Origin of the sequence: Roseibium sp. HPY-6 (genome assembly GCF_040530035.1) — a bacterium.
Classification (GTDB): Bacteria; Pseudomonadota; Alphaproteobacteria; order Rhizobiales; family Stappiaceae; genus Roseibium.
In genome coordinates this window covers 93,453-116,565 of the sequence record NZ_JBEWCD010000005.1, presented here as the reverse complement: position 1 = coordinate 116,565, position 23,113 = coordinate 93,453, and the positions used below count along the sequence as shown (strand labels likewise).

Genomic DNA, 23,113 nt, shown 5'->3' with positions numbered 1-23,113 from the left:
CATGGCCCATAAGACCTCCGAACTCAAACGCATAACCTACGACCGCGCTGCACTGCGCCCCAGACTGCTTCACATTGGTTTCGGAGCGTTCGCGAAAGCCCATGTGATGGTCTATCACGATGAATGGCTGCGCTCTGAAGATACGGATTGGGGTGTCGTTGCGGTTCGGCTTCATTCCGGTGAAGCCGACCTCACCAAGCTCGACCAGGCAGACGGCCTGTTTGCGATCGGAGAAATGCAGGATGATGACCTGGCACTGCGTGAGATCGGACCGGTGATCAGAACCCTGCATCTGAAACGGGATGGCACACCCGCACTGCTCGAGCGGATTGCCGATCCGGATCTCTCGCTGATCACGCTGACGATAACCGAAAAAGGCTACTGCCTCTCCGAGGGGCATCTGGATCTGAAAAATACGGCGGTCGCACAGGACCTGAGCGCAAATGGCAACCCGACCACGGCAATAGGCATAATAGCCACTGGGCTGCAGCGCCGTATGACAACAGGGTGCGAAGGCCTAACCATACTCTCCTGCGACAATCTTCCGGAAAATGGAAAACTGTGCCGACAGGCAATCCTTGAATTCGCCGAACGGCTTGATCCGGCGCTGAGCGGCTGGATCGAAAGGACATGCCGCTTCCCGTGCTCGATGGTCGACAGGATCACGCCGGCAATGACCGAGGCTTCCCATCAGAAGCTGGAAGCTGCGCTCGGCCACCCTGACCCGAATGGCATTCTATGCGAACCATTCCGCCAATGGGTGATTGAAGACAGATTTGCCGGAGAACGGCCGGGTTGGGATCAGGCAGGAGCTCAGTTTGTGAGTGACGTAGCCCCGTTTGAGGACATGAAGCTGCGTCTCCTGAATGGCTCACATTCCTTCCTGGCTTATCTGGGTGCGCTCGCAGGAAAACAAACGATTTCGGATTGCATGGCCGATCCGGTGCTCAAGACAGCAGCAAAGAAACTCATGCTGAGCGAACAGGCCAGGACGCTCGAAGTCCCGCCCGGCGTCGACATACCGCGTTACGCCGATGCATTGATTGAGCGATTTTCGAATTCGGCCCTGCATCACAAGACGACGCAAATTGCTTCCGACGGCAGTCAGAAGCTTCCGCAGCGGCTGCTGGCCCCTATTAGCTGGCACATTGCACATGACAGCCCATTTCCACTCGCCGCGCTCGGCGTTGCGGGCTGGATGCACTACTGCCGTGGACTGGCCGAAACCGGCATGCCCCTGCCTTTGAATGACCCGCTTGCCGCTCAGATTGAAGACCTGGCGGCCCACGCAAATGGCGCCGACTATGTGGAACAGATGTTGTCGCTGCAGCAGGTTTTCGGCAAAGATCTGCCGGCGTCCTCTCAATTCACCAATCAGATCCGGTCCGCCTATGACCGGATCGGCTCCGACGGGGTCGTGAACGCGATCACCGCTTCCCTCTGACACCCGGACGCAGATCATGACCGCACCCTTTCTTGGACCAGACTTCCTGCTCGACACACCGTCAAGCCTGCGTCTCTATCACGAGGTCGCCGCGCCGTTGCCGCTGGTGGATTTTCACAACCATCTCGATCCGGCCGCCATTGCTGAGGACAGGTCCTGGAACTCCATAGGCGAAATCTGGCTGGAAGGCGATCACTACAAATGGCGCGCCATGCGCTGGAACGGTGTGCCGGAAGAGCTTGTCACTGGCAATGCCGATTTTCGTCAGAAGTTCGATGCCTTCGCGGCAACCGTGCCGCATTGCCTCGGCAACCCGCTCTATCACTGGGCACATCTGGAGCTTAAGCGTTACTTCGGCTGGGACGGCGTATTTGGGCCCGAAACGGCAGACGAAGTCTGGGAGATTGCCAACGCAAAACTGGCGGAGCCGACCCACAACGCACGCGCTCTGCTGCATCAGATGAACGTCGGCTATGTCGGTACCACGGATGATCCGTGTGACGATCTGGATTTCCACGCAGCGGCGCAGAAGGATCCGGATCTGGGTTTCAAAATTGCCCCGAGTTTCAGGCCCGACAAAACGCTGACACCTTCAAACGAGGGATTCGCGGACTATTGCCGAAAGCTCGCTACCGCCGCGGAGATGCGCATTGAACGTTTTGAGGACCTGATCGGTGCGCTGATCAAACGGCTGGATCATTTTGTCACGCTTGGCTGCAAGGCCAGCGATCACGGCCTGAGTGAGCTGCCGCCGTTTTCAAAACGCTCAGCAAGCGATCTGAACACCATTCTCGCAAGCGGCCTGGCGAGCGAACCCGTCTCCGCGAGGGATGAGGCCGATTTCAAGGCAGCTGTCCTGATAGAACTGGGACAGGCCTACAGACAACGCAACATTGTGATGCAGTTTCACATCGGTGCGTCCCGGAACAACAGCAGCAGGCTTCTGGAGGGTATTGGTCCCGATACGGGCGGCGATGCGATCTCCGACAGTCCGGTTGCCAGCTCGCTCAACAGTCTGCTTGATCAGATCGACAGGCGCGGCGGGCTACCACGAACAATCCTTTATTGTCTCAATCCGGCATTGAACGAAGTAATAGTGACGATAGCAGGCAACTTCCAGGATGGCTCGGAACCGGGGAAAATCCAGTCCGGCCCCGCCTGGTGGTTCAACGATCAGCTGGAAGGCATGGAGCGCCACCTGACGCAGGTCGCACAGATGGGGCTTTTGTCACGATTCATCGGGATGCTGACCGATTCGCGGTCTTTCCTGTCATTCCCTCGCCATGAATACTATCGGCGGCTGGTGTGCCGGATCGTCGGTCGATGGATCGAAGATGGCAGCATTCCGAACAACGCCACCCTTGCCGATGGCCTGATCCGGCGGATTTGCCATGACAATGCGCGGGACTGGTTTTTGCAGTAAAAGCAGCGCGGTAAGCCGTCACGCGCGGGGCACGCATGTTACGAAGGTCATGATTGCTGCCCCTCTCCCTTTACCCTATCATATGCGCGGAAGTACCGGATCTAGAGGCGGAAACGGACAACGAGGGAGGAGAGCCTCGGCATGACAGTGACGCACGAGCCCTGGCTCGTTGCGCTTTCCCTGGTAATGGCCTTTCAGGGAAGCTTTGTTGGCTTAAGCTTGGCGGTTCAGGTCAGAAACGCGGTTGACCCGAGACGCCGTCTGCTTTTGGTGGGAGCAGCTTCGACGCTCGCTCTTGCGATCTGGTCGATGCACTTCGTGGGGATGCTTGCAGTAAAGTTTCCACTCGGAGTGGACTTTCTTGTCTTGCCGACACTGTTATCTTTCCTCGTCTGCGTTCTGTTTGTCGGCGTCGCCGTCTTCACCGCCAGCAATCGCCGTCTGACCTCAATCCGGCTCGGTCTGTCAGCTTTTGTCATGGGTGCGGGAATTTGCACCATGCATTACCTCGGCATGTATTCCCTGCACACATCTCTGCAGATGGCTCACAACCCGACCTATGTTCTGGCAAGTTTCCTGATCGCCTTCAACGCGGCCGGACTATCGCTCTGGCTCTTGTTCGGACTGGGCAAGCGGCCACCGCTCCTGGTGTCGGCGTCAGTAATGGCGCTTGCCATCGCCGCCATGCACTACACGGCCATGACCGGCATGACTTACGAGCTGACCCAAAGCGCCGACACCTTGTCCGCGCCCTCACTCGGCCCGGGCACCCTGGCCATCTTCGTTTCCTGCGTCGCTTTTCTGGTGTCGGGCCTTTTCCTGCTTGCACTCGTGCCAAGTGAAGCGGCCCCACCCGTATCGGCAAACCCGGTCGAGGACCAACCGATCGCGGATCCAGTGCCGGTTGCCGAGACTGAGGACACCGACAACGCGTTAGAAGAGCCCTCCCCCCGGCCTGCTGCCGGTTTGCAGGCGGCCGCATCCAAACCCAGAGTGTCGGCCCCCGCATCCCGGCGCACACTGCCGATCGAGCGCGACGGGCAAAAAACGCAAATCAGTGTCTCGGAGATTTCCGCCATTCATGCGGATGCGCACTACACAAAGCTTTATGATGGCGAGCGGGAACATTTCTGTCCGCTGTCCATCAGCGAAGCCGAACAGCAACTCGATTCCAAGGTCTTCAAGCGCGTGCATCGCAGCCACATCGTGAACCTTTCCCGTGTCACCAGTTTCAAGCGCTCCGGTGACGGTGGCGTGTTGATACTGGAAGGCAACGATGCCCAAACGGTTCCGGTCAGCCGCTCCAGATGGAGCCGCATCCGGGAGAAACTGACGACCCTTTCTGACAATTCCGATCAGCAGGATCAGGCGGCCCCCGCCCAGTAATCTACGCAGGGTCAAACCTGCTGCTCCTGATGTGTGCGCTGCAAAAATATCGATTTTCTGTCGCCATTCGTGCAATTTGCACGAAATACGTTTCTTTTGATGCCGATAGAGATCTTGCAGCGTATGCTTTTGTTTAGCGTCAATTTTGCAAAGACTTTCCGCCAATCGCCTGGTTTTAGTTCAGCTGCAGTTCATGAAATACGTCAGCCTTTCTGACGCAATTGGTGCCCGGGTCATCCGCTTTCGATGTATTGCGCACGGTCTTCGGTGAAAGGTGTCTTGAGTGTGCGGTGCACCCCTTATCACCCTTGAGCCATGTGACATTCTGCCACCTGCGCGTGGCGGTCTGTGGTTTTGCCGTTTGACTGATACTGGACGCGACAGGCAGCGAACGGCGCCCGGTTCCCGAGACATCCGGAACCGCGAACGGGAGGAGAGAAAACGTGATCCCCGGTGAATTCACCTATCACAGGCCATCATCGGTGGCCGAAGCCGTTGCCATTCTGGCGAGCCATGGCGACGAAGCCCGGCCCTTGTCCGGCGGCCACAGCCTGATCCCCATGATGAAGCTGCGTATGGCAGCCCCGGAGCATCTGGTTGATCTTGCCGGCATCGCCGATCTGAAAGGCATTAGCGAAGACGGCGGAACGATAACCATCGGATGCATGACGACCCAGCACGAGCTGATCGGATCGGACTTGCTGGCCGATAAGTTGCCGATCATCAGGGAAACGTCACTGCTGATCGCCGATCCGCAAATCCGCTATATGGGAACGCTCGGCGGCAATGTTGCCAACGGCGATCCGGGCAACGACATGCCGGGCCTGATGCAGTGCCTCAATGCCACCTACGTCCTGACCGGACCCGATGGCGAAAGAGACGTCGCGGCGCGTGATTTCTACGAGGCTGCCTATTTCACCGCGCTGGCGCCTGAAGAAATCCTCACCGCCGTCAAGATCCCGGTTCCCCCGGCGGGGCACGGCTACGCCTATGAAAAGCTGAAACGCAAGGTCGGTGACTATGCCACGGCTGCAGCGGCCATCATCCTGACGATGAACGGCGGCACCGTTGCGAGTTGTTCGGTTGCGCTGACCAACGTCGCGGACACGCCGCTTTACGCAGCAGATGCAAGTACGATCCTGACCGGCTCGACGCTTGACGAGGCCACCGTGAAAAACGCGGTAGCGGCAGCGGAAGCGATCACCGATCCGGCGTCCGACGGACGCGGCCCGGCTGAGTACCGCACAAAGATGGCCGGCATCATGATGCAGCGCGCGCTCGCCCGTGCCTCCGAGCGTGCCAGCGCCTGAGACCCAGACCGAGGAAAATACCATGAGTGATATCGAACAGATCCCGGTCACCGTGACCGTCAACGGCAAGAAGGTGCAGCGGTTCGTGGAACCGCGCACTCTGCTGATCCACTTCCTGCGCGAGGAGCTGGACCTGACCGGCCCGCATATCGGCTGCGAGACTTCGCATTGCGGTGCCTGCACCGTCGAGATGAACGGAATGTCGGTGAAGTCCTGTACGCTTTTCGCCGCCCAGGCAAACGGAGCGGAGCTGACAACAATCGAAGGGATGGCCAACCCCGACGGCACACTGTCAGCCCTGCAGGAAGGCTTTCGCCAGATGCACGGTCTCCAGTGCGGTTATTGCACACCTGGAATGATCACCCGCGCACATACGCTTTTGAAGGAAAACCCGAACCCCACGGAAGAAGAAATCCGCATGGGAATTGCCGGGAACCTCTGCCGTTGCACGGGCTACCAGAACATTGTCAAGGCCATCCAGTATGCCGCCGACCAGCTCAACCAGCCTGAAACCCAGGAGGCTGCAGAATGAATGACATGACCCCGACACGGGAACAGCGCGAAGCCGCCCTGGAAGGCATGGGCTGCAAGCGCAAGCGCGTGGAAGATGTGCGCTTCACGCAGGGCAAGGGACAGTATGTGGACGACTTGAAACTGCCGGGCATGGTGTTCGGTGATTTCGTCCGCTCACCCTATCCGCATGCCAAGATCACCAAGATCGATGCCACCGAAGCCCTGAAAATTCCGGGGGTGATCGCGGTTCTGACCGCCGAGGACCTCAAAGGCGTCAATCTCGCCTGGATGCCAACCCTGGCCGGCGACGTCCAGATGGTTCTGGCCGACGGCAAGGTTCTCTACCAGAACCAGGAAGTCGCCTTCGTCGTTGCCGAAGACCGATACATCGCGGATGACGCCATTCAGCTGGTGGAAGTTGAATACGAAGAGCTGCCGGTTCTCGTCGACCCGTTCAAGTCCATGGAACCGGATGCCCCGGTTCTGCGTCCGGACCTTGAAGGCAAGACGGAAGGCGCACACGGTCCGCGCAAGCACCACAACCATATCTTCAACTGGGAAGTCGGCGACAAGGACGAAACCGCGAAGGCATTTGCCGAGGCGGACGTGACCATCAACGAGATGATTTCCTATCACCGCACGCACCCGTCGCCGCTGGAAACGTGCCAGTGCGTCGCGTCGATGGACAAAGTGAAGGGCGAACTGACCGTCTGGGGCACGTTCCAGGCCCCGCACGTCATCCGCACGGTCGCCTCGCTTCTGTCAACGATCCCGGAGCACAAGATCCACGTGATCGCGCCCGATATCGGCGGCGGATTCGGCAACAAGGTGGGCGCCTATCCGGGCTATATCTGCTCGATCGTGGCCTCGATCGTCACGGGCGTCCCGGTAAAGTGGGTCGAAGACCGCATGGAGAACCTCTCCACCACGTCCTTTGCCCGCGACTACCACATGACCACGGAAATCGCCGCCAAGAGCGATGGCACCGTGACCGGCCTGAAAGTGCACGTCCTCGCCGATCACGGCGGCTTCGATGCCTGTGCCGACCCGTCCAAATGGCCGGCAGGCTTCTTCAACATCGTCACCGGGTCGTACGATTTCCCGGCGGCGCATCTGTCGGTGGACGGTGTCTATACCAACAAGGCTCCGGGTGGCGTCGCCTACCGCTGCTCGTTCCGGGTGACGGAAGCCGCCTATTGCATCGAGCGGGCGATGGATATTCTGGCGCAGAAACTGGACATGGATCCGGCAGACCTGCGCATGAAGAACTTCGTCAAGGCGGACCAGTTCCCGTATCAATCGGCGCTTGGCTGGGAATATGACAGCGGCGACTATCACACCGCCATGCAGAAGGCGATGGACACCATCGGCTATCGAGAGCTGCGCGCCGAACAGAAGGCCAAGCAGGAAGCCTTCAAGCGTGGCGAGACCCGCGAGATCATGGGCATCGGCGTGTCGTTCTTCACCGAAATCGTCGGTGCGGGCCCGTCGAAGAACTGCGACATCCTCGGTGTCGCGATGTTCGACAGTGCGGAGATCCGCGTCCACCCGACAGGGTCAGTGATCTCGCGCATGGGCACGAAGTCCCAAGGTCAGGGCCACGAAACCACCTGGGCCCAGATCATCGCAACGGAAATCGGCATCCCGGCCGCGGACATCATGGTCGAGGAAGGCAACACCGATACGGCGCCATATGGCCTTGGTACCTACGGCTCGCGGTCCACGCCGGTTGCCGGTGCGGCCATTGCGCTTGCCGCCCGCAAGATCCGCAACAAGGCCCAGATGATTGCCGCCCATATGCTGGAAGTCTCCGAATATGACCTTGAATGGGACATCGACGGGTTCCAGGTGAAAGGTAATCCGGAAGCACGCAAGTCGATGAAGGAAATCGCCTGGGCAGCCTATCATGCGCCGCCTCCGAATATGGAGCCGGGCCTGGAAGCGGTCAGCTATTACGACCCGCCCAACATGACCTACCCGTTCGGCGCTTACTTCTGTGTCATGGATATCGACGTTGATACAGGCGTTGCCACGACACGGCGCTTCTACGCGCTGGACGACTGTGGCACGCGCATCAATCCGATGATAATCGAGGGTCAGGTCCATGGCGGCCTGACGGAAGCCTTCGCCATCGCGATGGGTCAGGAGATCCGTTACGACGAGACCGGTAACGTGCTCGGCGCGTCGTTCATGGATTTCTTCATCCCGACCGCCGTCGAGACCCCGCACTGGGAGACCGACCACACGGTGACACCGAGCCCGCATCATCCGATCGGTGCGAAAGGCGTTGGCGAAAGCCCGAATGTCGGCGGCGTGCCGGCATTCTCGAACGCGGTCAATGATGCATTTCAGTTCCTCGGCAGCACGCACATCCAGATGCCCCATGATTCATGGCGTGTCTGGCAGGCTGCCAAGGACCTCGGCGCACACGGCTGAGCAAACAGGTTATCGCGGGACGGCACCCCCTCACCACGCCTGTCCTGCGATGCCCTGCTTGCGTCAGTCCACGGCCTCGCCATGGACTCGGGGCCCGTGGTGTCCGACGCGCGAGCGCAAGACAAACCGCGATAAGCGGCCTGGATTGCCGGATCAAGTCTGACAATCACTGAGACAAATCAACCAGGTGACCAAGACAAAACGGATGACCAAGACCAGGGAACAATTGGCGAAGGCGCTTTCGGAAACCGGCTATGTCGCTGATGACGGGCTGGCAACGGCGCTGTTGCTGACGGAGATGCTGGATCGTCCGCTCCTTCTGGAAGGGGAAGCAGGCGTCGGCAAGACAGAGGTTGCCAAGGCACTCGCCAAACTGGAAGACACTGATCTCATCCGTCTGCAATGCTACGAAGGGCTTGATCGTTCCGACGCGATCTACGAGTGGAACTACCAGCGGCAGCTTCTCGCCATCAAGGCGCGTGAAGGCACTGGCGCGGCGGCGGAGCAGGTGGAAGAGGCCGTCTTTTCGGAAAGATACCTGCTGGAACGCCCACTCCTTGCCGCCATCCGCCAGGAAAAGCCGCCGGTTCTGCTGATCGACGAGGTCGACCGGGCCGACGAGGAATTCGAAGCGTTTCTGCTGGAGATCCTGTCCGACTACCAGGTTTCCATACCGGAGCTCGGCACCGTGAAGGCAACCAGCATCCCGCGCGTCGTGCTGACGTCGAACGGCACGCGCGAGCTCTCCGATGCTCTCCGCCGGCGCTGTCTATATCATTATGTCGACTACCCGACCCCGGACCGCGAAGCGCGCATCCTGCTTGCGCGCATCGACGGTCTCGATGCGGCGCTCGCGCTCCAGATCGCCGAACTCATGGGCAAGTTGCGCAAGGAAGACCTGACAAAAGTCCCAGGCGTTGCCGAGACGATTGACTGGGCTGCCGCCCTGCTCGGATTTGGGACGAAGAACCTCCACGAAAGTCGCGAACTCGTTTTCGACACACTTGCCTGTGTCCTGAAGACCCGCGAAGACCAATCTCGTGTCACGCAGGAAGTCACGGACCGCCTGCTGGGCAAGGTGGCGTGACGCAATGTCCGCCGCCCCGACAATGACAATCGAAGACATCGGTGCAGCCCTCCGGCTGCGTCTTGCAGGCTTCGTCCGCTCGCTCAGGGACAGCGGCTTCAAGGTTGGCCTTGCCGAAACACAGGACGCCCTTCGGCTCCTTCAGACACCGGCGGTGCGCAAGTCCCACACCCTAAAGCGCGCTTTCCGGTCCCTCTTTTGCGGACGGTTGTCGGACTGGAAGGTTTTCGACGAGCTTTTCGATGCCTACTGGGCCGGGAAAGGGCTCAAGTCCGGGGTTAAGGTCTCGGGCACCAGCTCAAAAAAGAGCATGAAGACGATCCGGGAACTTATGGACGCTCAAGGCGCGCGCCAGGATACGATTGCCGGAGACGTCGAGCGGCAACCGGGCGAAGAAGACGAGGACACCGACGACAGCCCGTCCGGACGGCGGGAAGGGGCGAGCATTGCGGACAATCTCGGCGAGGTCGACTTTCGCAAGATGCAGGATCCGGAAGCAACAGCGAAGGCGCATGAACTGGCAGAACGTCTCGCACGGTCCATGCGTGTCCGCCTGACGCGCCGGGACAAGCAGAAGCGCAAGGGACCCCGCCTCGATCTTCGAAAGACAATACGGCACTCGATCGCCCATGGCGGCACGCCGATCGAACTGATCCGCAAAGGTCCGCGCCAGAGGCAGTTGCGGCTGGTCATCCTGCTCGATGCGTCCGGTTCGATGAACAACTACACGGCCGTGTTCACTCGCTTCGTGCATGGCATGCTGGACAATTTCCGCGAAGCCGAAGCCTTCCTGTTTCATACCCGCCTGGTGCATGTCTCATCCGCGCTGTCGGAGCGCGACGCGGCACGGGCGCTTGACCGCATGGGACTGATGGCCCAGGGCGTCGGTGGCGGCACCAAGATCGGCGAAGCCCTCGCCGAGTTCAATCGCTGGCACGCGGCACGGGTAATCCATTCACGCACCTGCGTCCTGATCCTCTCTGACGGCTACGACACCGGTGCACCCGATGCTCTCGATGAGGAAATGGCGAAGCTGAGACGGCGCTGCAAGCGCATCGTCTGGCTCAATCCGCTGATCGGCTGGCAGGGGTATGAACCGACAGCCGGCGGGATGCAGGCCGCCCTGCCCCATGTCGACCTGTTCGCGCCCGCGCACAATCTCGACAGTCTTGCCGCGCTTGAGCCCTATCTGGCGAAGTTGTGATCCCATGGGAGATGAAGACATGAAACACACATCCATCCCCGGTGCACATGAAGGCGCAGCCCCCGAGCTGACCAGCGACCTGCAGCCGCTGATGAGCCGCCTGCAGGATGCCAGCGAACCTTTTGCACTGGCGACGGTCGTCAGGACAATATCGGTCACGGCAGCGAAAGCCGGAGCGAAAGCGGTCATCGCCAGAGACGGTAGTATCGCGGGTGGTTGGATCGGTGGCGGTTGTGCCCGCTCTGCCGTCATTAAGGCGGCCAAGGCGTCGCTGGAAGATGGCGAAACGCGGCTGATCTCAATCCAACCGGAAGACCTGTTGTCCGACCTGGGCGTGGAAGCCGGCGAGGAGCGTGAAGGCGTTCAATTCGCAAGAAACATGTGCCCAAGTCAGGGCACGATGGACATTTTCGTGGAACCGGTCCTGCCGCGCCCAAGCCTCGTCATCTGCGGCGCGAGCCCGGTTGCCTTCGCGCTTTCCAAACAGGCCCCGACCATCGGCTTCGACGTAACGATCTGCGCGCCGGCGGAGGACCATGCCTCGTTTCCGGGAGCCAGCCGCCGGATCGAGCATCTTGGAGCGGAAGCAGTCGGGAACGCGGATACGTATGTCATCGTCTCCACGCAGGGGCGCGGTGACCTGGCAGCACTCGAAGGTGCCCTCTCGGCACCTGTCCGCCATGTCGGCTTTGTCGGCAGCCGCCGCAAGATCGAAGCTCTTAAGGGAAAGCTGCGTGAAAAAGGTATCAGCGAACCGGAACTCGAACGCATCGAAGGTCCTGCCGGGCTAGATCTCGGTGCCATCACGCCCGAGGAAATCGCCCTTTCCATTCTGGCCGAGCTGCTCGTCATCCGGCGCAGGGGCCAGCGCCAGACCAACATCCAATACATCTGACATTTCAATCGGAGTACCCCACATGCAAATGAACGACAGCCAGCGGATCGAAGCCCCGAGACAGAAGGTCTGGGAGGCCCTGAACGATCCCGACGTGCTGAAAGCGTCAATCCCTGGCTGCGAGGAGCTGACCAAGCACTCCGACACGGAGATGGAGGCAAAGGTCAAGCTGAAGGTCGGCCCTGTGAAGGCGACATTCGGCGGCAAGGTGACGCTGAACGATCTCGACCCGCCCAACGGCTACACCATCGAAGGCGAAGGGTCCGGCGGCGTTGCAGGTTTCGCGCGCGGTGGTGCCAAGGTCCGACTTGAAGAAGACGGACCGGACGCGACGATCCTGCACTATGACGTGGATGCGAAGGTCGGCGGCAAGCTTGCGCAGCTGGGTGCACGGCTGATCGATTCCACCGCCAAACGGCTTGCGGGCGAATTCTTCACGGCCTTCGCCGAACAGGTCGCTCCGACCACACCTTCGGAGCCTGCCGCTGAAGATGGAGCTGAAGCGCCGGAGCAAAAGAAAGGCTGGCTGGGCGGCCTGTTCGGCGGCAAAAAGGCCGATCCGGCAGCCGAAGAACCGGCGGCTTGAAACTTCGCGCGTCCGGGTGGAAACTAATCCGGACGCCTCACATCCAAGGGGAGGAACACAATGACAACAACGTGCACATCCGGAACGATCACGGCAGCTGCCCGGGAGATCCGCCAGGACCCCTCACTCCTGCTGGCACTCGCGACGGGATCGGTGCTGACCGCATTTCTGCTGACTGTCCATGCATGCTGCATCGGCCTTGCCACCCCGGATCATCTGGCCGCCCTGCTGCAGATTTGCTCGCCGCTGGGTTGAGGCACCTGACACGTCCGCACGTCGCCATGTCGAGACACGGAACTCTCCGAATTTGTCGTCCCGGTTTGACGCGAAAGCGGCAAGACCCGGACCCAGTACGCCGTGCGGTCTGGATTGAAACAAAACGGTAGAACAAGTGTTTACTGGCTTCCGGCCTTCCGCAGCACTTCAGCCGGAATGACAAGTCAAATCGGAAAATCGGCATCCCGGCTTTGGATTGGCTTGGGAACCGGTAATTACCAATTTCCTGTTGATCGTTCACGCGTGCTGCATCGGCATTGCTGCGCCGGATCACCTGGCCGCTCTGCTGCAGATCTGCTCGCCGCTGGGTTGAGGCACCTGACACGTCCGCATGTCGCCATGTCGAGACCCGGAACTCTCCGAAATTGTCGTCCCGGTTTGACGCGCAAGCGGCAAGACCGGGACCCAGTACGCCGTGTGGTCTGGGTTGAAACAAAACGGCAGAACAAGTGTTTACTGGATTCCGGCCTTCCGTTGCGCTTCAGCCGGAATGACAAGTCTGGTGAAGTGAGATAGCGCCGATACCCGCGTAACGGAATGCCAGATCTAGTCTGGCAACGACATGTGATGGGCAGGTTTCCAGCTTAAGGTCACGTCGACCGAACTACGGCAAACACCCTTTATAAGCGCTACTGGCACCCACCCATCACAATGCGTCATTCGCTCAAATCAGGCAGGAGCCTTGATCTTGCGGAGGTACGGCAGGACCGCGTCGAAGTCCCCGAACTTGGCGCGGGCATCTTCGTCATTCACGCTCGGCGGAATGATGACGTCTTCACCGACATTCCAGTTGGCCGGTGTGGCAACACCCTTGGCCGAGGTCTGCAACGCATCGAGCGCGCGGACCACCTCGGCGAAGTTACGGCCGACGGTCATCGGATAGGTCATGGAGAGCTTCAGTTGCTTGTCCGGACCGATAATGAAAACCGAACGGACTGTAGCGCTGTGTGCCGGTGTGCGGCCATCGGGCATGTAAGCTTCTGCCGGCAGCATATCAAAGAGTTTGGAGACCTTCAGGCCTTCATCGGCGATGATCGGAAAACCGGGGGTCGCACCGGAAACTTTCTCAATGTCGACTTTCCATTTCCGGTGGTCTTCTGCGTTGTCGACAGAGACACCAATCACCTTTGTCCCACGCTTCTCCCACTCATCCTTCAATTGGCCGACAACGCCGAACTCTGTCGTGCAGACCGGTGTGAAGTCTTTCGGGTGGCTGAACAGGATGGCCCAGCTGTCACCGATCCACTCGTGAAAGCTGATCGGGCCCTGATCGGTCTCGGCGGTAAAATCCGGCACGGTGTCATTGATGCGAAGCGACATGGAAAAAATCCTTTCGGGTATTTGCGAAAGCGACAGACAGCCTCCCGCTGAATGCGACGCTTTACCTAAGCCTTACACGTCCGATGGGCAATGGCCTGCCTCATAATTGCTTCTTCTTGACGCGTCAGACCCATGCCAGAGCTTACCACTCCCGCGGAAAATGGAAATGTCGCCCTGGTGCAGGCGAGACGGCGCTATGCACCCCAGGTGTCGCTGAGCTTGTATCCGTCCGGCCAGGGGTCGTCCGGGTCCAGCATGTGCTGATGAACACCCGTGATCCAGCCACGACCACTAATCAACGGAAGGATAGCGCTCCTGTCACCAATCCGGGTTTCCGAGAGTATTTTCCCCGTGAAAATAGACCCGATGATTGAGCTCGCCTCGAACTCCTGACCAACCTGCATTAGACCACGAGCTGCCATCAGTGCCATGCGCGCTGACACCGCAGTTCCTGTCGGAGATCTGTCGACTTTGCCGGGCTGGATCGCAACGGCTGAACGTCCTTTTAGCCCCTTGGGCGATGCAGTCAGGGGACCACAAAAGGCGCAGAAGGAAACATGGTCCCAGTCGGGGTTTTCCGGATGGGTGAACCCCAACTGTTCATTGGCTGCATTGGTTATCCGCACGCCAAGCCGTGCAATATCGGCTGCCTCGCTTTCCTCAATGGTAAAGCCGAGCGCTTCAGCGTCGACAACAACAAAACTGTCGCCCCCATAGGCCGTATCGACCGTCAATGTGCCAAGACCATCCACTTCAAGAATTGCATCCAGCTTGTCGGCGAAACTGGCAACGTTTTGAACCGATATCCGCTCCGCCTTGCCGTTTTTGCAATCAGCTCTGATGCGGACAAGCCCTGCGGGAGCTTCCAGCACGAGTTCCGTGACAGGTTCCTGCATCGGAATAATCCCGCCATCGAGCAGAACCGTCGACACGCAGATCGAATTCGATCCGGACATGGGCGGGGTGTCTTCCGGCTCCATGATGATGAAAGCGGCATCTGCGTCCGGATGTTTCGGCGGCACGAGCAGATTGACATGCCGGAATACCCCGCCCCGCGGTTCATTCAGCATGAAATTACGCAGTGTTTTGTCTTCGGCAATGAAGCGGCGCTGATCCCAGAGCGTGTCGCCAGGGGGCGGTGCGACGCCGCCCACGATAACGTCACCGACCTCCCCTTCCGCATGGCATGAGATCACGTGAATGGTTTTGCTGCTGCGCATGATCTTGCCTCAGGAATAGCTGGCAACGGGCGTGCCGAGCGCATCGAAAATCGGTGTGATACCGAGACCCGGACGATCGGCCGCCGTCATCCGCCCGTTGACGCGTTTCGGTGCACCTTCTGCGATATCCACGGTCCCGTAGCTGTTAAAGTCGGTCGCCGAGAACGTGAATTCCGCCGGCGTCGACCTGGCGAGATGCGCGATGGCCGCCGTGGTGATATCCCCGCCCCAGGTGTCTTCGATGGTCATTGGAATGCCGTGCGCAACGCACAGATCCCGCATGAGCTTGGCCCGGGTCAGCCCGCCGACCTTGGAGATCTTCAGATTGATGCAGTCCATGGCGTCTTCCGCAAGACTGCGCACGAGGACATTCGGGCCGTCGATGACCTCATCGAGCACGAACGGGAGACCGGTCCGCCTGCGGATCGAAAGACATTCCTCATATGTCATACAGGGCTGTTCGATATAAACGTCGAGCGAGGCGACCGCACCAACCACGCGGGCGGCCTCATGACGGGTCCAGCCGGTATTGGCGTCTGCGACCAGCAGGTCGGACGGCTTGAGCACGTCGCGCGTTGCATGAATGCGTTGAATGTCCTCATTGGCATCTCCGCCGACTTTCAGCTGAAACTTGGTGTAGCCCTCAACAGCATAGCTTTCGATTTTCCGTGCCATAACGTCAGGCGCTTCCTGGCTGATCGCGCGGTAGAGCACAACATCGTCCTGTGCAGATCCGCCCAGAAGCGTGTAGACCGGCTGACCCGTTGCCTTGCCGAGAAGGTCCCAACAGGCGATGTCAATCGGAGCCTTGGCATAGGGATGACCGCGCAAGGCCGCGTCCATGGTGCGGTTGATCTCGCCGATGTTGAGCGGATCCTGGCCGATAAGGCGTGGTGCGAGCTCTTCAAGACCTGCTCTCACGCCGCGCGCGAAACTCGGCAGATAAGCTGATCCAAGAGGACAGCACTCGGCATAGCCCTTCAGGCCTTCGTCGGTCACGATCTCGACGACCGTACTGTCGAACACTTCGACAAAGTTGCCGTTTGACCAGCTGTAGCGCCCCTCTTTCAGCGGCAAATCGACCTGATAAACATGGATCGAGGAGATTTTCATCGGGTTTCCTTCAAAAACGGCGCGCGGAAAACGGGTCCAGATCGATGGGTAGTACCGTGTCATTGACAAGGTGCGCCACGAGTTCAGCCGTCCCGGCAGACTGTGTCAAACCCAGATGGCCATGACCGAACGCATAGATCACCCGGCGATCCTGCGGCGACCGGTCAATAACCGGGAGGCTGTCCGGCAGGGACGGACGATAGCCCATCCATTGCCGCCCGCCCTTACACTTCAGCTCGGGCAGAAACTGCTTTGCCTTGTCGAGCAGTGTCACAGCGCGCCGGTAATTCGGCGGCAGCGACAAGCCGCCAAGCTCGACAGCACCACCAACCCTGATGCCGTCGCCGATACGGGTAATCACGAAGCCGTGCCCGGGGAAAGTCAGATGGGTCTTCAGATCGAAGGCGCCCGCACCAAGTGTCGTGTTGTAGCCTCGCTCAGTCTCCAGCGGAAAGCGGTCCCCCAGCGTTGCGGCAATCTTATGCGACCAGGCACCGGCGCAAATGATGACCTGATCGGCATGTGTTTCGCCGCCCTGATGGGACAAACGGACAAATGTCTCCGTCAGCCCGACCGAACCGACCTCGGCTTTTTCAATTCTGCCACCGTGCGACAGGAAGGTTTCCGAGAGGGTCTTGAGCCAAAGCGCCGGATCACAGGAATTGATCCAGCCCGGAGTGAAACCGGCATGGGTGAACCTTGAATGGAGACCCGGCTGAAATGCGGCAATCGCATCCGGCGTTTCCAGCAATTCAAAGTCTATGCCGTGCGCCCTGCGGAGATCCCATGAGGCAAGACTGGCCCGGTATTCTCTCTCGCCTTCATAAAGTTGCAGCTGTCCTTCCCTGCGGAAGAGGTGTTCCGTAGACGTTTCACGGATCAGATCTTCCAGCGCGCTTTGCGCCGTTCGCATCAGATCCGCCTGGGCCTCCACCGATGCCCGGTACCGGTCCGGACTGCTTGCCCGCCAGAAACGAAGCAGCCAGGGCGCAATCGTCAAAGCGTAGCGAGGCGGGACGGACAGGGGACCGAGCGGATCCAGCAACCATTTCGGCGCCTTCCTCATGATACCGGGAGTGGCCAGCGGCTCGATATCGGAGAAGGCAAAGGCGCCGGCATTCATCTCAGACGCTCTCGGATTGCCGTCTTGGCGGTCAAGCACAAGGACCGACCGTCCGCGCGACTGCAGCCGGAGTGCGGTTGTCAGCCCGATGATCCCGGCTCCGACAACAACAATGTCCTGCGTCTCGTTTTTCATTCGCGCTTCCAAGACATCCCACCTGCACCCGGGTCAAAATCTAAAAACGTATGCCTGTGCGATAGGGATCCGCAGGATCAAAATTGAGGGTAGCATCCGAAGTGACAAACGCCTGTCCCGTAATCGTCGGGATGATGTTTGAACCGGCGCCCTTTTGATAACTGGCTCTGTATGTGCTGCCGATGACGCTTTCCTGAACCCACTCCTGTCCGGGTGCCAGCAACCCGTCTTCCGCAAGGCAGGCCAGCTTCGACGAACATCCCGTGCCGCAGGGTGACCGGTCATAGGCCCCGCCGGGACAGAGAACAAAATTGCGGCTGTCGGCGCTCGCGCTGACCGGAGGGCCGAAAACCTCAATGTGATCGATCCAGGCCCCTTCCGCACCCGTGATCCCATTTTCCTCCAGGGATTTGCGGATCTTCAGGGTCAGATCGGTGAGCGGCCGGATATTCTGCGGGACAAGGTCTATCGGGCTTTCCTTGACAAGAAAAAACCAGTTGCCGCCCCAGGCGACATCACCGGTGACTGCGCCAATGCCGTCAACTTCGACGGTGACATCCTTCAGGTGGCGATAGCTTTCAACATTTGTGACGGAAACAGTGTTGGCATCCTGGAGCAGGATCTCGACAACGCCGACAGGTGTCTCGAGCTTGTGCACTCCAGGGCCGATCTGGTCCAGATAGGCAAGGGTCGCACCAAGGCCGATGGAAGCATGCCCGCACATGCCCAGGTTCTGAAGGTTGTTGAAAAAGATGACCGACGCGGCGCAGTCGTCCCGGGATGGTGGCAGCAGGAGTGCGCCGATGATGGCATCGTGACCGCGCGGTTCGAGAACGACAGAGGCACAGAAATCCAGGTGATCCGCCTCAAGGCGCGCGGCGCGTTCCACCAGGGATCCCGGTCCGAGATCCGGTCCGCCTTCGATCACCACCCGGGTCGGTTCACCTGCTGTATGACTGTCGATCACGCGCATTCGGCAATCACTCCTCCTTGGCGGGACCAATCGGCATACCACCCCTTGAAGAGCGTATATTGCGCCTCAACGTAGTTACGCTGCGCGTCGGTCAGTTCATCGGTCTCGTTGAAATGAAGGCGGTAGGCGTCTTCGCCGTTCAGTACCATCAGGTGCTTGTAGTAAAGAACGAGATCCGGGCCCTCGTCAAAACTGGACAGTACCGCCATGGCCTCTTCTAGTTCTTGGGCGCGCTGACGCGCCTCAACATGCCCTTCGGCCGCCTTCTCGCACAACCTTACCAGATGGAGCACTTCTTTCGGAATTGCGTTGCCGATACCGGTAATAGCACCGGTTGCGCCGCAATTGACATAACCATGCAGAACAGCCGTATCGACGCCAACCATCAGGGTCACATCATCGTCCTGGGAGGTGATGTTCTCGGCGGCATAGCGCAAGTCTGCCTTGCCGCCGAATTCCTTGAATCCAACGAGGTTCGGAAACGCCTTGCGAAGCTCGAAGAAAAGGTCCGCGCGTGTCGCAAAGCCGTAATAGGGGCTGTTGTAGATCACCGCTGGCAGCGTAGCTGCGGCAGAAAGGATTGCGCTGAAATGGCTGCGCTGCGCCGCGGCTGAACTCCCGCGCGACAGCACCCGTGGAATAACCATCAGACCAAGCGCACCGACTTTGGCAGCATGAGCGGCATGGGCAACTGCCGATTTGGTGTTCACCGCACCCGTACCGACGACAACGGGAACACCCGCCTTCACAAGCCTCTCGACGCCTTCCATGCGTTGAGTATCCGTAAGAAGCGGCCAGTCCCCCATCGAGCCGCAATAGACGACCGCCGACATACCGGTAGCGATCAATTCCTGCCCCTTGGCAACAAGCGCGTCGTAGTCTGGTCTACGATCCGGCAGGCAAGGGGTCATGAGAGCCGGCATCAGGCCGGAAAAAACGTTCTTGGTCATCGATCATTCCTTGCTTCGGGTCTGCCGCATTCCAAGCGCGTCACGTGCGATGCCGCGCTTCATCAAGATTTCCCGATCTTCAAACCATCAGCCGGCACAAGTGTTTCTTAAACAGCTCAATGTCGACGCGATACTGCAGCGAGGTTTGCATGCACTGTGTTCAAGCACACTCCGTCCCCAAGCGGTTTCAAAATCAACTGCCTCACACCGCCTGCGAGGCCAATCGACCCGCAACTCCACCCGAAAAGACTGCCCTCAGGGATTGATAAATCAGATTGGATCCAATATTCAATATGAAATATCCAAAAAAGAGATCAAACACGAAAGGCAACCTGCGTGACCGCTGAGGGAGACGGATCTTGAAACTGGCATCAATGGACATTTCTGCGACCGCCTCCGCCTCATCAATTGTCTTTGATGCGCTGCGCAAGGCCATCATTCAGGGGCAGCTCGAAGAGGGTGAGCCGCTGCGCCAGGACGAAATCGCCCGGCTTTTCAACACGAGCCGCATTCCGGTTCGCGAGGCAATTTCCCGGCTGGAAGAGCAAGGCCTTGTAAAGACAAGGCGCTACAAGGGTGCCGTCGTAGCGGCCCTTTCACCCAAAGAAACGGAAGAAATCTTCAATCTGCGAGCTCTTCTGGAACCGGAGATCATCCGCAACGCAATTCCGCGGATGACACCCGCGCTGCTTGAAGAGGCGCGTGAGAAATGTACGGCCTTCTCATCATCGCAGGATCCGATGGCGTGGGGCGATCTCAACCGCGACTTTCATGAGACGCTTTACAACGCGAGCGATCTGACTTTCTTCAAGGAGATCGTACACAATGCCATCGACCGGGTCGAACGACAAATCCGCGCGCAGCTGGTTCTATCGAACGGAATGAAGCGCGCCGGCCGCGAGCATGACGAGATCATCGATGCCTGCGCAGCCGGAGACGCGGACCGTGCCGCCGATCTGACACGCCGCCACATTGACGGCGCCAAGGTGTCACTCCTGAAACATTTGAAAGAAGCCTGAACCTCAGCCGCAGCGAAGACTTGACGGAAGCGAGCTCACTCATTTATATAGCCATATGGCTATACATTATCAAAACGACATGGATCGTGCCTTTCACGCGCTTGGAGACAGCACACGGCGCCAGATCATTTCCATGCTAGCCAGAGACGGGGCACAATCCGCAAACCAGTTGCATACGCCCTTCAATGTCGCCCAACCCACGATCTCCAAGCACCTGAAAGTGCTTGAGACGGCTGGCCTCGTTCGCCGCGAAATCACTGGACGGGTGCACCTCTTCCATCTTGAAACCGCACCGTTGCAGCAGGCTGAGGACTGGATCTCCAGCCACCGCACCTTCTGGGAAGGCACGCTTCGCCGTCTGGAGCAATTCGTACACATGACAGCAAAAGTAGACGGAGAAACATGACAGAGGCTTCGATTCCGTTGGTTGTCCGGCGCACCATTGAGGCCTCCAGGGAACGCCTCTTCAGCGCGTTCACAAATTCACAAACTCTGACGTGCTGGTTCACACCAAGCCCGAATATCAGTGTTGAAGCCTTGAAGTATGAATTCGAACCGGGCGGCCGGTTTCACCTGCGCTATGAAATGCCGGATGGACGAAAACCTTGTGTCGCAGGCGTTTTCAAGGAAATCGAACCAGCCCGGCTGATCGTGATGACCTGGGAGTGGCAAGCGCCCGATCCGCTTGAAAACGTTCCCATGATGGTCACCTTTCGCTTCCTGGAAGCCGGCGACGCCACCGAAGTTGTCGTTATCCACGAAGGCATCCCGTCTGATCAGGCGTGCACCATCCACGCCGAAGGCTGGGAAGGCACACTGACAATTCTTGGAAACTTCATTCGCCAGGAGACCGAGCAATGAGAAAGATTGCGGCTTTGACGTTTGTAACGCTGGACGGCGTGATGCAGGCGCCCAGCATGCCTGAGGAAGATCGGAGTGGAGACTTTGACCACGGAGGCTGGGCGGCACCTTATTGGGAAGGCGTCATGGAACAGGTTCAGGCCGAAGCGATGGCCGAACCCTATGACATGCTGTTTGGACGCAAGACCTATCAGCTTTTCGCAGGTCATTGGCCAGAGGTTGATGACAGCCCGGTTGCCGACAGGATGAACAGGGCCAGGAAATATGTGGTGACCTCGTCGACCAAACCGCTGACCTGGAGCAATTCGCATGCGATTACGGGCGACGTTGCCCAGGCAATCGCAAACCTTAAGGCTCAGTCGGGCCCGCTCCTTCAGATCCACGGCAGTTGGCAACTCATCCAGTTTCTGCTTGCCCGCAAGCTGATCGACGAATTCCGCCTCTGGACCTTTCCGGCCGTAGTCGGCTCCGGCAAGCGCTTGTTTGATAAAGGTGCCCCTGAATGCAAGCTGAAACTCGTCAAGTCGACAGCGTGTGCGAACGGCGCGGTGATGAGCATTTACCAGCGCGGTTAGCCAGTCGAAGATTTCGACACCCTGCCGAAGCGCTTTAACCAGAGCGCCACTCGTTCGGCGTCCCGCCGCTCGTAGATTTCCAAAGCCTCTTCTGCGCTCAGTTCGAAGTTGTGTTCGTTCTCTTCCCCAAGCGCTGCCAGCCTCATTGTGTACCACGCCGTAACGGCGCCTTCTTGTGGCGCATTGAAGACAGGAAACACCGGATCAGAACTGGCTTCCTTCAGCCAGATATTGGGCAGCTCCGGCTCCAGAACCATGGACCGCGCGAGTCCGACAGCATCTGCTAAGCCTCCCTTGACAGCCGCCACCGCCCCCGCCCGTGTTTTGAACCCTCCCGTCAGCATAATCGGGACGCTGGTTACCCTTTTGGCGCGGCGTGCGAAGTCCGCGAAGTAAGGTCCCTTCACGCGCACACCATCGCTGCTTGAAGCGGCACCCGGGAAATAGGTGCCTCCACTGATATCGATCAGATCTACTGTCGTTTCATCAAGCAGGCGGACGACATCCAGCGCTTCTTCCTCGCCCAAACCTCCGACCAGTTTGTCAGTCGAATTGATCTTTATGCCGACCGGAAAGTCCGGACCGACTTTATTGCGGACAGCTTCCAGGATTTTACCGACGATGCGAAACCGGTTGTCGATCGAACCGCCATAGGGGTCTGATCTTTTGTTAAAGAGCGGTGACAAAAACTGGCTGAGCAGAAATCCATGGCCTGCATGGATTTGAACACCGCCAAATCCGATTTTCTTGGCAAGCAACGCAGCTGATGCGTAGGCATGCGGCAGTTCCTCGATCTCCTCAAGGGTCAAACCGTCACACTGAAGCCCTTCAACATGGAGAGGAGACGGGCCTTTCGGCGCGCTGACAGGTGAATAGGCAAGCGCGCCCGCATGGCCAAGCTGCGGCCAGATTTGCGCGCCGGAAACGGATCCCTGTTCCGTAAGTCGCTTGAGCGCCGACAAATCCGCATCTGGTCCAAGAACAAGATTGCCGGGCTTTTCGGGATAATGCGGACCAATTTGCATTTCACCAACTAGAGCCAGCGCTGCGCCGCCCTCGGCCCAACGTTGATAAAGCTTGATCTGATGTTCTGTCGGATTGCCCGCGCCATCGCCTAGCGAGTCGGACATCGCCGCCTTTACCAGCCTGTTTTTAAGGATGACACCGCACGGCAGCCGCAGCTGTTGCCCAAGCTCAGTGGGCGCCTCTCCAGTAGCACTCTTCACTCATCTCTCCATCGAAATATCTCGATATACATATCAAT

The 23,113-nt window shown here is 59.0% G+C and carries 22 protein-coding genes; 15 read left to right on the top strand and 7 right to left on the bottom strand.

Annotated elements, in window-relative coordinates; all coding sequences use genetic code 11:
* The first annotated feature begins 1 nt into the window (after position 1).
* The 11 genes from ABVF61_RS32045 (at position 2) to ABVF61_RS31995 (ending at position 12,539) form a co-directional block, all read left to right on the top strand.
* Complete coding sequence (locus ABVF61_RS32045) at positions 2–1,444, top strand: mannitol dehydrogenase family protein (RefSeq protein WP_353997687.1); 1,443 nt, start codon at positions 2–4, stop codon at positions 1,442–1,444.
* A gap of 16 nt (positions 1,445–1,460) precedes the next feature.
* Positions 1,461–2,867 carry a glucuronate isomerase gene (gene uxaC, locus ABVF61_RS32040; RefSeq protein ID WP_353997686.1) on the top strand — a complete coding sequence of 469 codons (1,407 nt, stop codon included), beginning with the start codon at positions 1,461–1,463 and terminating at the stop codon, positions 2,865–2,867.
* Between the two features lie 141 nt (positions 2,868–3,008).
* Positions 3,009–4,253 (top strand): MHYT domain-containing protein, encoded by a 1,245-nt coding sequence (locus ABVF61_RS32035; RefSeq protein ID WP_353997685.1) that lies wholly within the window; start codon positions 3,009–3,011, stop codon positions 4,251–4,253.
* A gap of 443 nt (positions 4,254–4,696) precedes the next feature.
* Entirely contained in the window at positions 4,697–5,563 is an 867-nt protein-coding gene (locus tag ABVF61_RS32030; protein WP_353997684.1) for an FAD binding domain-containing protein, read from the top strand.
* 22 nt (positions 5,564–5,585) lie between these two features.
* Entirely contained in the window at positions 5,586–6,095 is a 510-nt protein-coding gene (locus ABVF61_RS32025) for a (2Fe-2S)-binding protein (protein ID WP_502950045.1), read from the top strand.
* Complete coding sequence (locus tag ABVF61_RS32020; RefSeq protein WP_353997683.1) at positions 6,092–8,512, top strand: aerobic carbon-monoxide dehydrogenase large subunit; 2,421 nt, start codon at positions 6,092–6,094, stop codon at positions 8,510–8,512. Before ABVF61_RS32025 ends, ABVF61_RS32020 begins: the two co-directional genes overlap by 4 nt.
* Positions 8,513–8,717: 205 nt before the next feature.
* Positions 8,718–9,599 (top strand): AAA family ATPase, encoded by an 882-nt coding sequence (locus ABVF61_RS32015; protein WP_353997682.1) that lies wholly within the window; start codon positions 8,718–8,720, stop codon positions 9,597–9,599.
* Positions 9,600–9,603: 4 nt separating this feature from the next.
* Positions 9,604–10,803 carry a vWA domain-containing protein gene (locus tag ABVF61_RS32010; protein WP_353997681.1) on the top strand — a complete coding sequence of 400 codons (1,200 nt, stop codon included), beginning with the start codon at positions 9,604–9,606 and terminating at the stop codon, positions 10,801–10,803.
* A 19-nt stretch (positions 10,804–10,822) separates the two neighbouring features.
* Positions 10,823–11,698: an XdhC family protein gene (locus tag ABVF61_RS32005; RefSeq protein WP_353997680.1), complete on the top strand. Its 876-nt coding sequence runs from the start codon at positions 10,823–10,825 to the stop codon at positions 11,696–11,698.
* Between the two features lie 22 nt (positions 11,699–11,720).
* Positions 11,721–12,284: an SRPBCC family protein gene (locus ABVF61_RS32000; RefSeq protein ID WP_353997679.1), complete on the top strand. Its 564-nt coding sequence runs from the start codon at positions 11,721–11,723 to the stop codon at positions 12,282–12,284.
* 60 nt (positions 12,285–12,344) lie between these two features.
* The gene (locus ABVF61_RS31995; protein ID WP_353997678.1) at positions 12,345–12,539 is read left to right on the top strand and encodes a hypothetical protein; all 195 of its coding nucleotides are present in this window, start codon (positions 12,345–12,347) and stop codon (positions 12,537–12,539) included.
* Between the two features lie 690 nt (positions 12,540–13,229).
* Here the strand turns inward: ABVF61_RS31995 and ABVF61_RS31990 are convergent.
* The 6 genes from ABVF61_RS31990 to ABVF61_RS31965 form a co-directional block, all read right to left on the bottom strand.
* Entirely contained in the window at positions 13,230–13,880 is a 651-nt protein-coding gene (locus ABVF61_RS31990; protein ID WP_353997677.1) for a peroxiredoxin, read from the bottom strand.
* Positions 13,881–14,074: 194 nt separating this feature from the next.
* Positions 14,075–15,100, bottom strand: a complete 1,026-nt coding sequence (locus ABVF61_RS31985; protein WP_353997676.1) for a trans-3-hydroxy-L-proline dehydratase — start codon at positions 15,098–15,100, stop codon at positions 14,075–14,077.
* A gap of 9 nt (positions 15,101–15,109) precedes the next feature.
* On the bottom strand, positions 15,110–16,213 hold the full coding sequence (locus tag ABVF61_RS31980) for a cis-3-hydroxy-L-proline dehydratase (RefSeq protein ID WP_353997675.1): 1,104 nt from the start codon (positions 16,211–16,213) through the stop codon (positions 15,110–15,112).
* Positions 16,214–16,223: 10 nt separating this feature from the next.
* Positions 16,224–17,471, bottom strand: coding sequence for an NAD(P)/FAD-dependent oxidoreductase (locus ABVF61_RS31975; RefSeq protein ID WP_353997674.1), 1,248 nt, complete (start codon positions 17,469–17,471; stop codon positions 16,224–16,226).
* A gap of 40 nt (positions 17,472–17,511) precedes the next feature.
* The gene (locus ABVF61_RS31970; RefSeq protein ID WP_353997673.1) at positions 17,512–18,444 is read right to left on the bottom strand and encodes a 4-hydroxyproline epimerase; all 933 of its coding nucleotides are present in this window, start codon (positions 18,442–18,444) and stop codon (positions 17,512–17,514) included.
* Positions 18,435–19,394 carry a dihydrodipicolinate synthase family protein gene (locus ABVF61_RS31965; protein ID WP_353997672.1) on the bottom strand — a complete coding sequence of 320 codons (960 nt, stop codon included), beginning with the start codon at positions 19,392–19,394 and terminating at the stop codon, positions 18,435–18,437. The genes ABVF61_RS31970 and ABVF61_RS31965 overlap by 10 nt, the downstream gene beginning before the upstream one ends.
* A gap of 359 nt (positions 19,395–19,753) precedes the next feature.
* Here ABVF61_RS31965 and ABVF61_RS31960 point away from each other — a divergent pair, with 359 nt between their 5' ends.
* From ABVF61_RS31960 to ABVF61_RS31945, 4 genes are all read left to right on the top strand, one after another.
* Positions 19,754–20,413 carry a GntR family transcriptional regulator gene (locus ABVF61_RS31960; protein WP_353997671.1) on the top strand — a complete coding sequence of 220 codons (660 nt, stop codon included), beginning with the start codon at positions 19,754–19,756 and terminating at the stop codon, positions 20,411–20,413.
* A 79-nt stretch (positions 20,414–20,492) separates the two neighbouring features.
* Complete coding sequence (locus ABVF61_RS31955) at positions 20,493–20,819, top strand: ArsR/SmtB family transcription factor (protein ID WP_353997670.1); 327 nt, start codon at positions 20,493–20,495, stop codon at positions 20,817–20,819.
* Positions 20,816–21,274: an SRPBCC family protein gene (locus tag ABVF61_RS31950; RefSeq protein ID WP_353997669.1), complete on the top strand. Its 459-nt coding sequence runs from the start codon at positions 20,816–20,818 to the stop codon at positions 21,272–21,274. The genes ABVF61_RS31955 and ABVF61_RS31950 overlap by 4 nt, the downstream gene beginning before the upstream one ends.
* On the top strand, positions 21,271–21,849 hold the full coding sequence (locus tag ABVF61_RS31945; protein ID WP_353997668.1) for a dihydrofolate reductase family protein: 579 nt from the start codon (positions 21,271–21,273) through the stop codon (positions 21,847–21,849). The genes ABVF61_RS31950 and ABVF61_RS31945 overlap by 4 nt, the downstream gene beginning before the upstream one ends.
* On the opposite strand, the gene ABVF61_RS31940 is transcribed toward ABVF61_RS31945, so the two are convergent.
* On the bottom strand, positions 21,846–23,075 hold the full coding sequence (locus ABVF61_RS31940; protein WP_353997667.1) for an NADH:flavin oxidoreductase/NADH oxidase family protein: 1,230 nt from the start codon (positions 23,073–23,075) through the stop codon (positions 21,846–21,848). The genes ABVF61_RS31945 and ABVF61_RS31940 overlap by 4 nt on opposite strands.
* Positions 23,076–23,113 lie beyond the last annotated feature (38 nt).

Coding starts and splice junctions, on each gene's coding strand:
- ABVF61_RS32045 (WP_353997687.1), top strand. CDS start 2: ATGGCCCATAAGACCTCCGAACTCAAACGCATAACCTACGACCGCGCT.
- uxaC (WP_353997686.1), top strand. CDS start 1,461: ATGACCGCACCCTTTCTTGGACCAGACTTCCTGCTCGACACACCGTCA.
- ABVF61_RS32035 (WP_353997685.1), top strand. CDS start 3,009: ATGACAGTGACGCACGAGCCCTGGCTCGTTGCGCTTTCCCTGGTAATG.
- ABVF61_RS32025 (WP_502950045.1), top strand. CDS start 5,586: ATGAGTGATATCGAACAGATCCCGGTCACCGTGACCGTCAACGGCAAG.
- ABVF61_RS32020 (WP_353997683.1), top strand. CDS start 6,092: ATGAATGACATGACCCCGACACGGGAACAGCGCGAAGCCGCCCTGGAA.
- ABVF61_RS32015 (WP_353997682.1), top strand. CDS start 8,718: ATGACCAAGACCAGGGAACAATTGGCGAAGGCGCTTTCGGAAACCGGC.
- ABVF61_RS32010 (WP_353997681.1), top strand. CDS start 9,604: ATGTCCGCCGCCCCGACAATGACAATCGAAGACATCGGTGCAGCCCTC.
- ABVF61_RS32005 (WP_353997680.1), top strand. CDS start 10,823: ATGAAACACACATCCATCCCCGGTGCACATGAAGGCGCAGCCCCCGAG.
- ABVF61_RS32000 (WP_353997679.1), top strand. CDS start 11,721: ATGCAAATGAACGACAGCCAGCGGATCGAAGCCCCGAGACAGAAGGTC.
- ABVF61_RS31995 (WP_353997678.1), top strand. CDS start 12,345: ATGACAACAACGTGCACATCCGGAACGATCACGGCAGCTGCCCGGGAG.
- ABVF61_RS31990 (WP_353997677.1), bottom strand. CDS start 13,880: ATGTCGCTTCGCATCAATGACACCGTGCCGGATTTTACCGCCGAGACC.
- ABVF61_RS31985 (WP_353997676.1), bottom strand. CDS start 15,100: ATGCGCAGCAGCAAAACCATTCACGTGATCTCATGCCATGCGGAAGGG.
- ABVF61_RS31980 (WP_353997675.1), bottom strand. CDS start 16,213: ATGAAAATCTCCTCGATCCATGTTTATCAGGTCGATTTGCCGCTGAAA.
- ABVF61_RS31975 (WP_353997674.1), bottom strand. CDS start 17,471: ATGAAAAACGAGACGCAGGACATTGTTGTTGTCGGAGCCGGGATCATC.
- ABVF61_RS31970 (WP_353997673.1), bottom strand. CDS start 18,444: ATGCGCGTGATCGACAGTCATACAGCAGGTGAACCGACCCGGGTGGTG.
- ABVF61_RS31965 (WP_353997672.1), bottom strand. CDS start 19,394: ATGACCAAGAACGTTTTTTCCGGCCTGATGCCGGCTCTCATGACCCCT.
- ABVF61_RS31955 (WP_353997670.1), top strand. CDS start 20,493: ATGGATCGTGCCTTTCACGCGCTTGGAGACAGCACACGGCGCCAGATC.
- ABVF61_RS31950 (WP_353997669.1), top strand. CDS start 20,816: ATGACAGAGGCTTCGATTCCGTTGGTTGTCCGGCGCACCATTGAGGCC.
- ABVF61_RS31945 (WP_353997668.1), top strand. CDS start 21,271: ATGAGAAAGATTGCGGCTTTGACGTTTGTAACGCTGGACGGCGTGATG.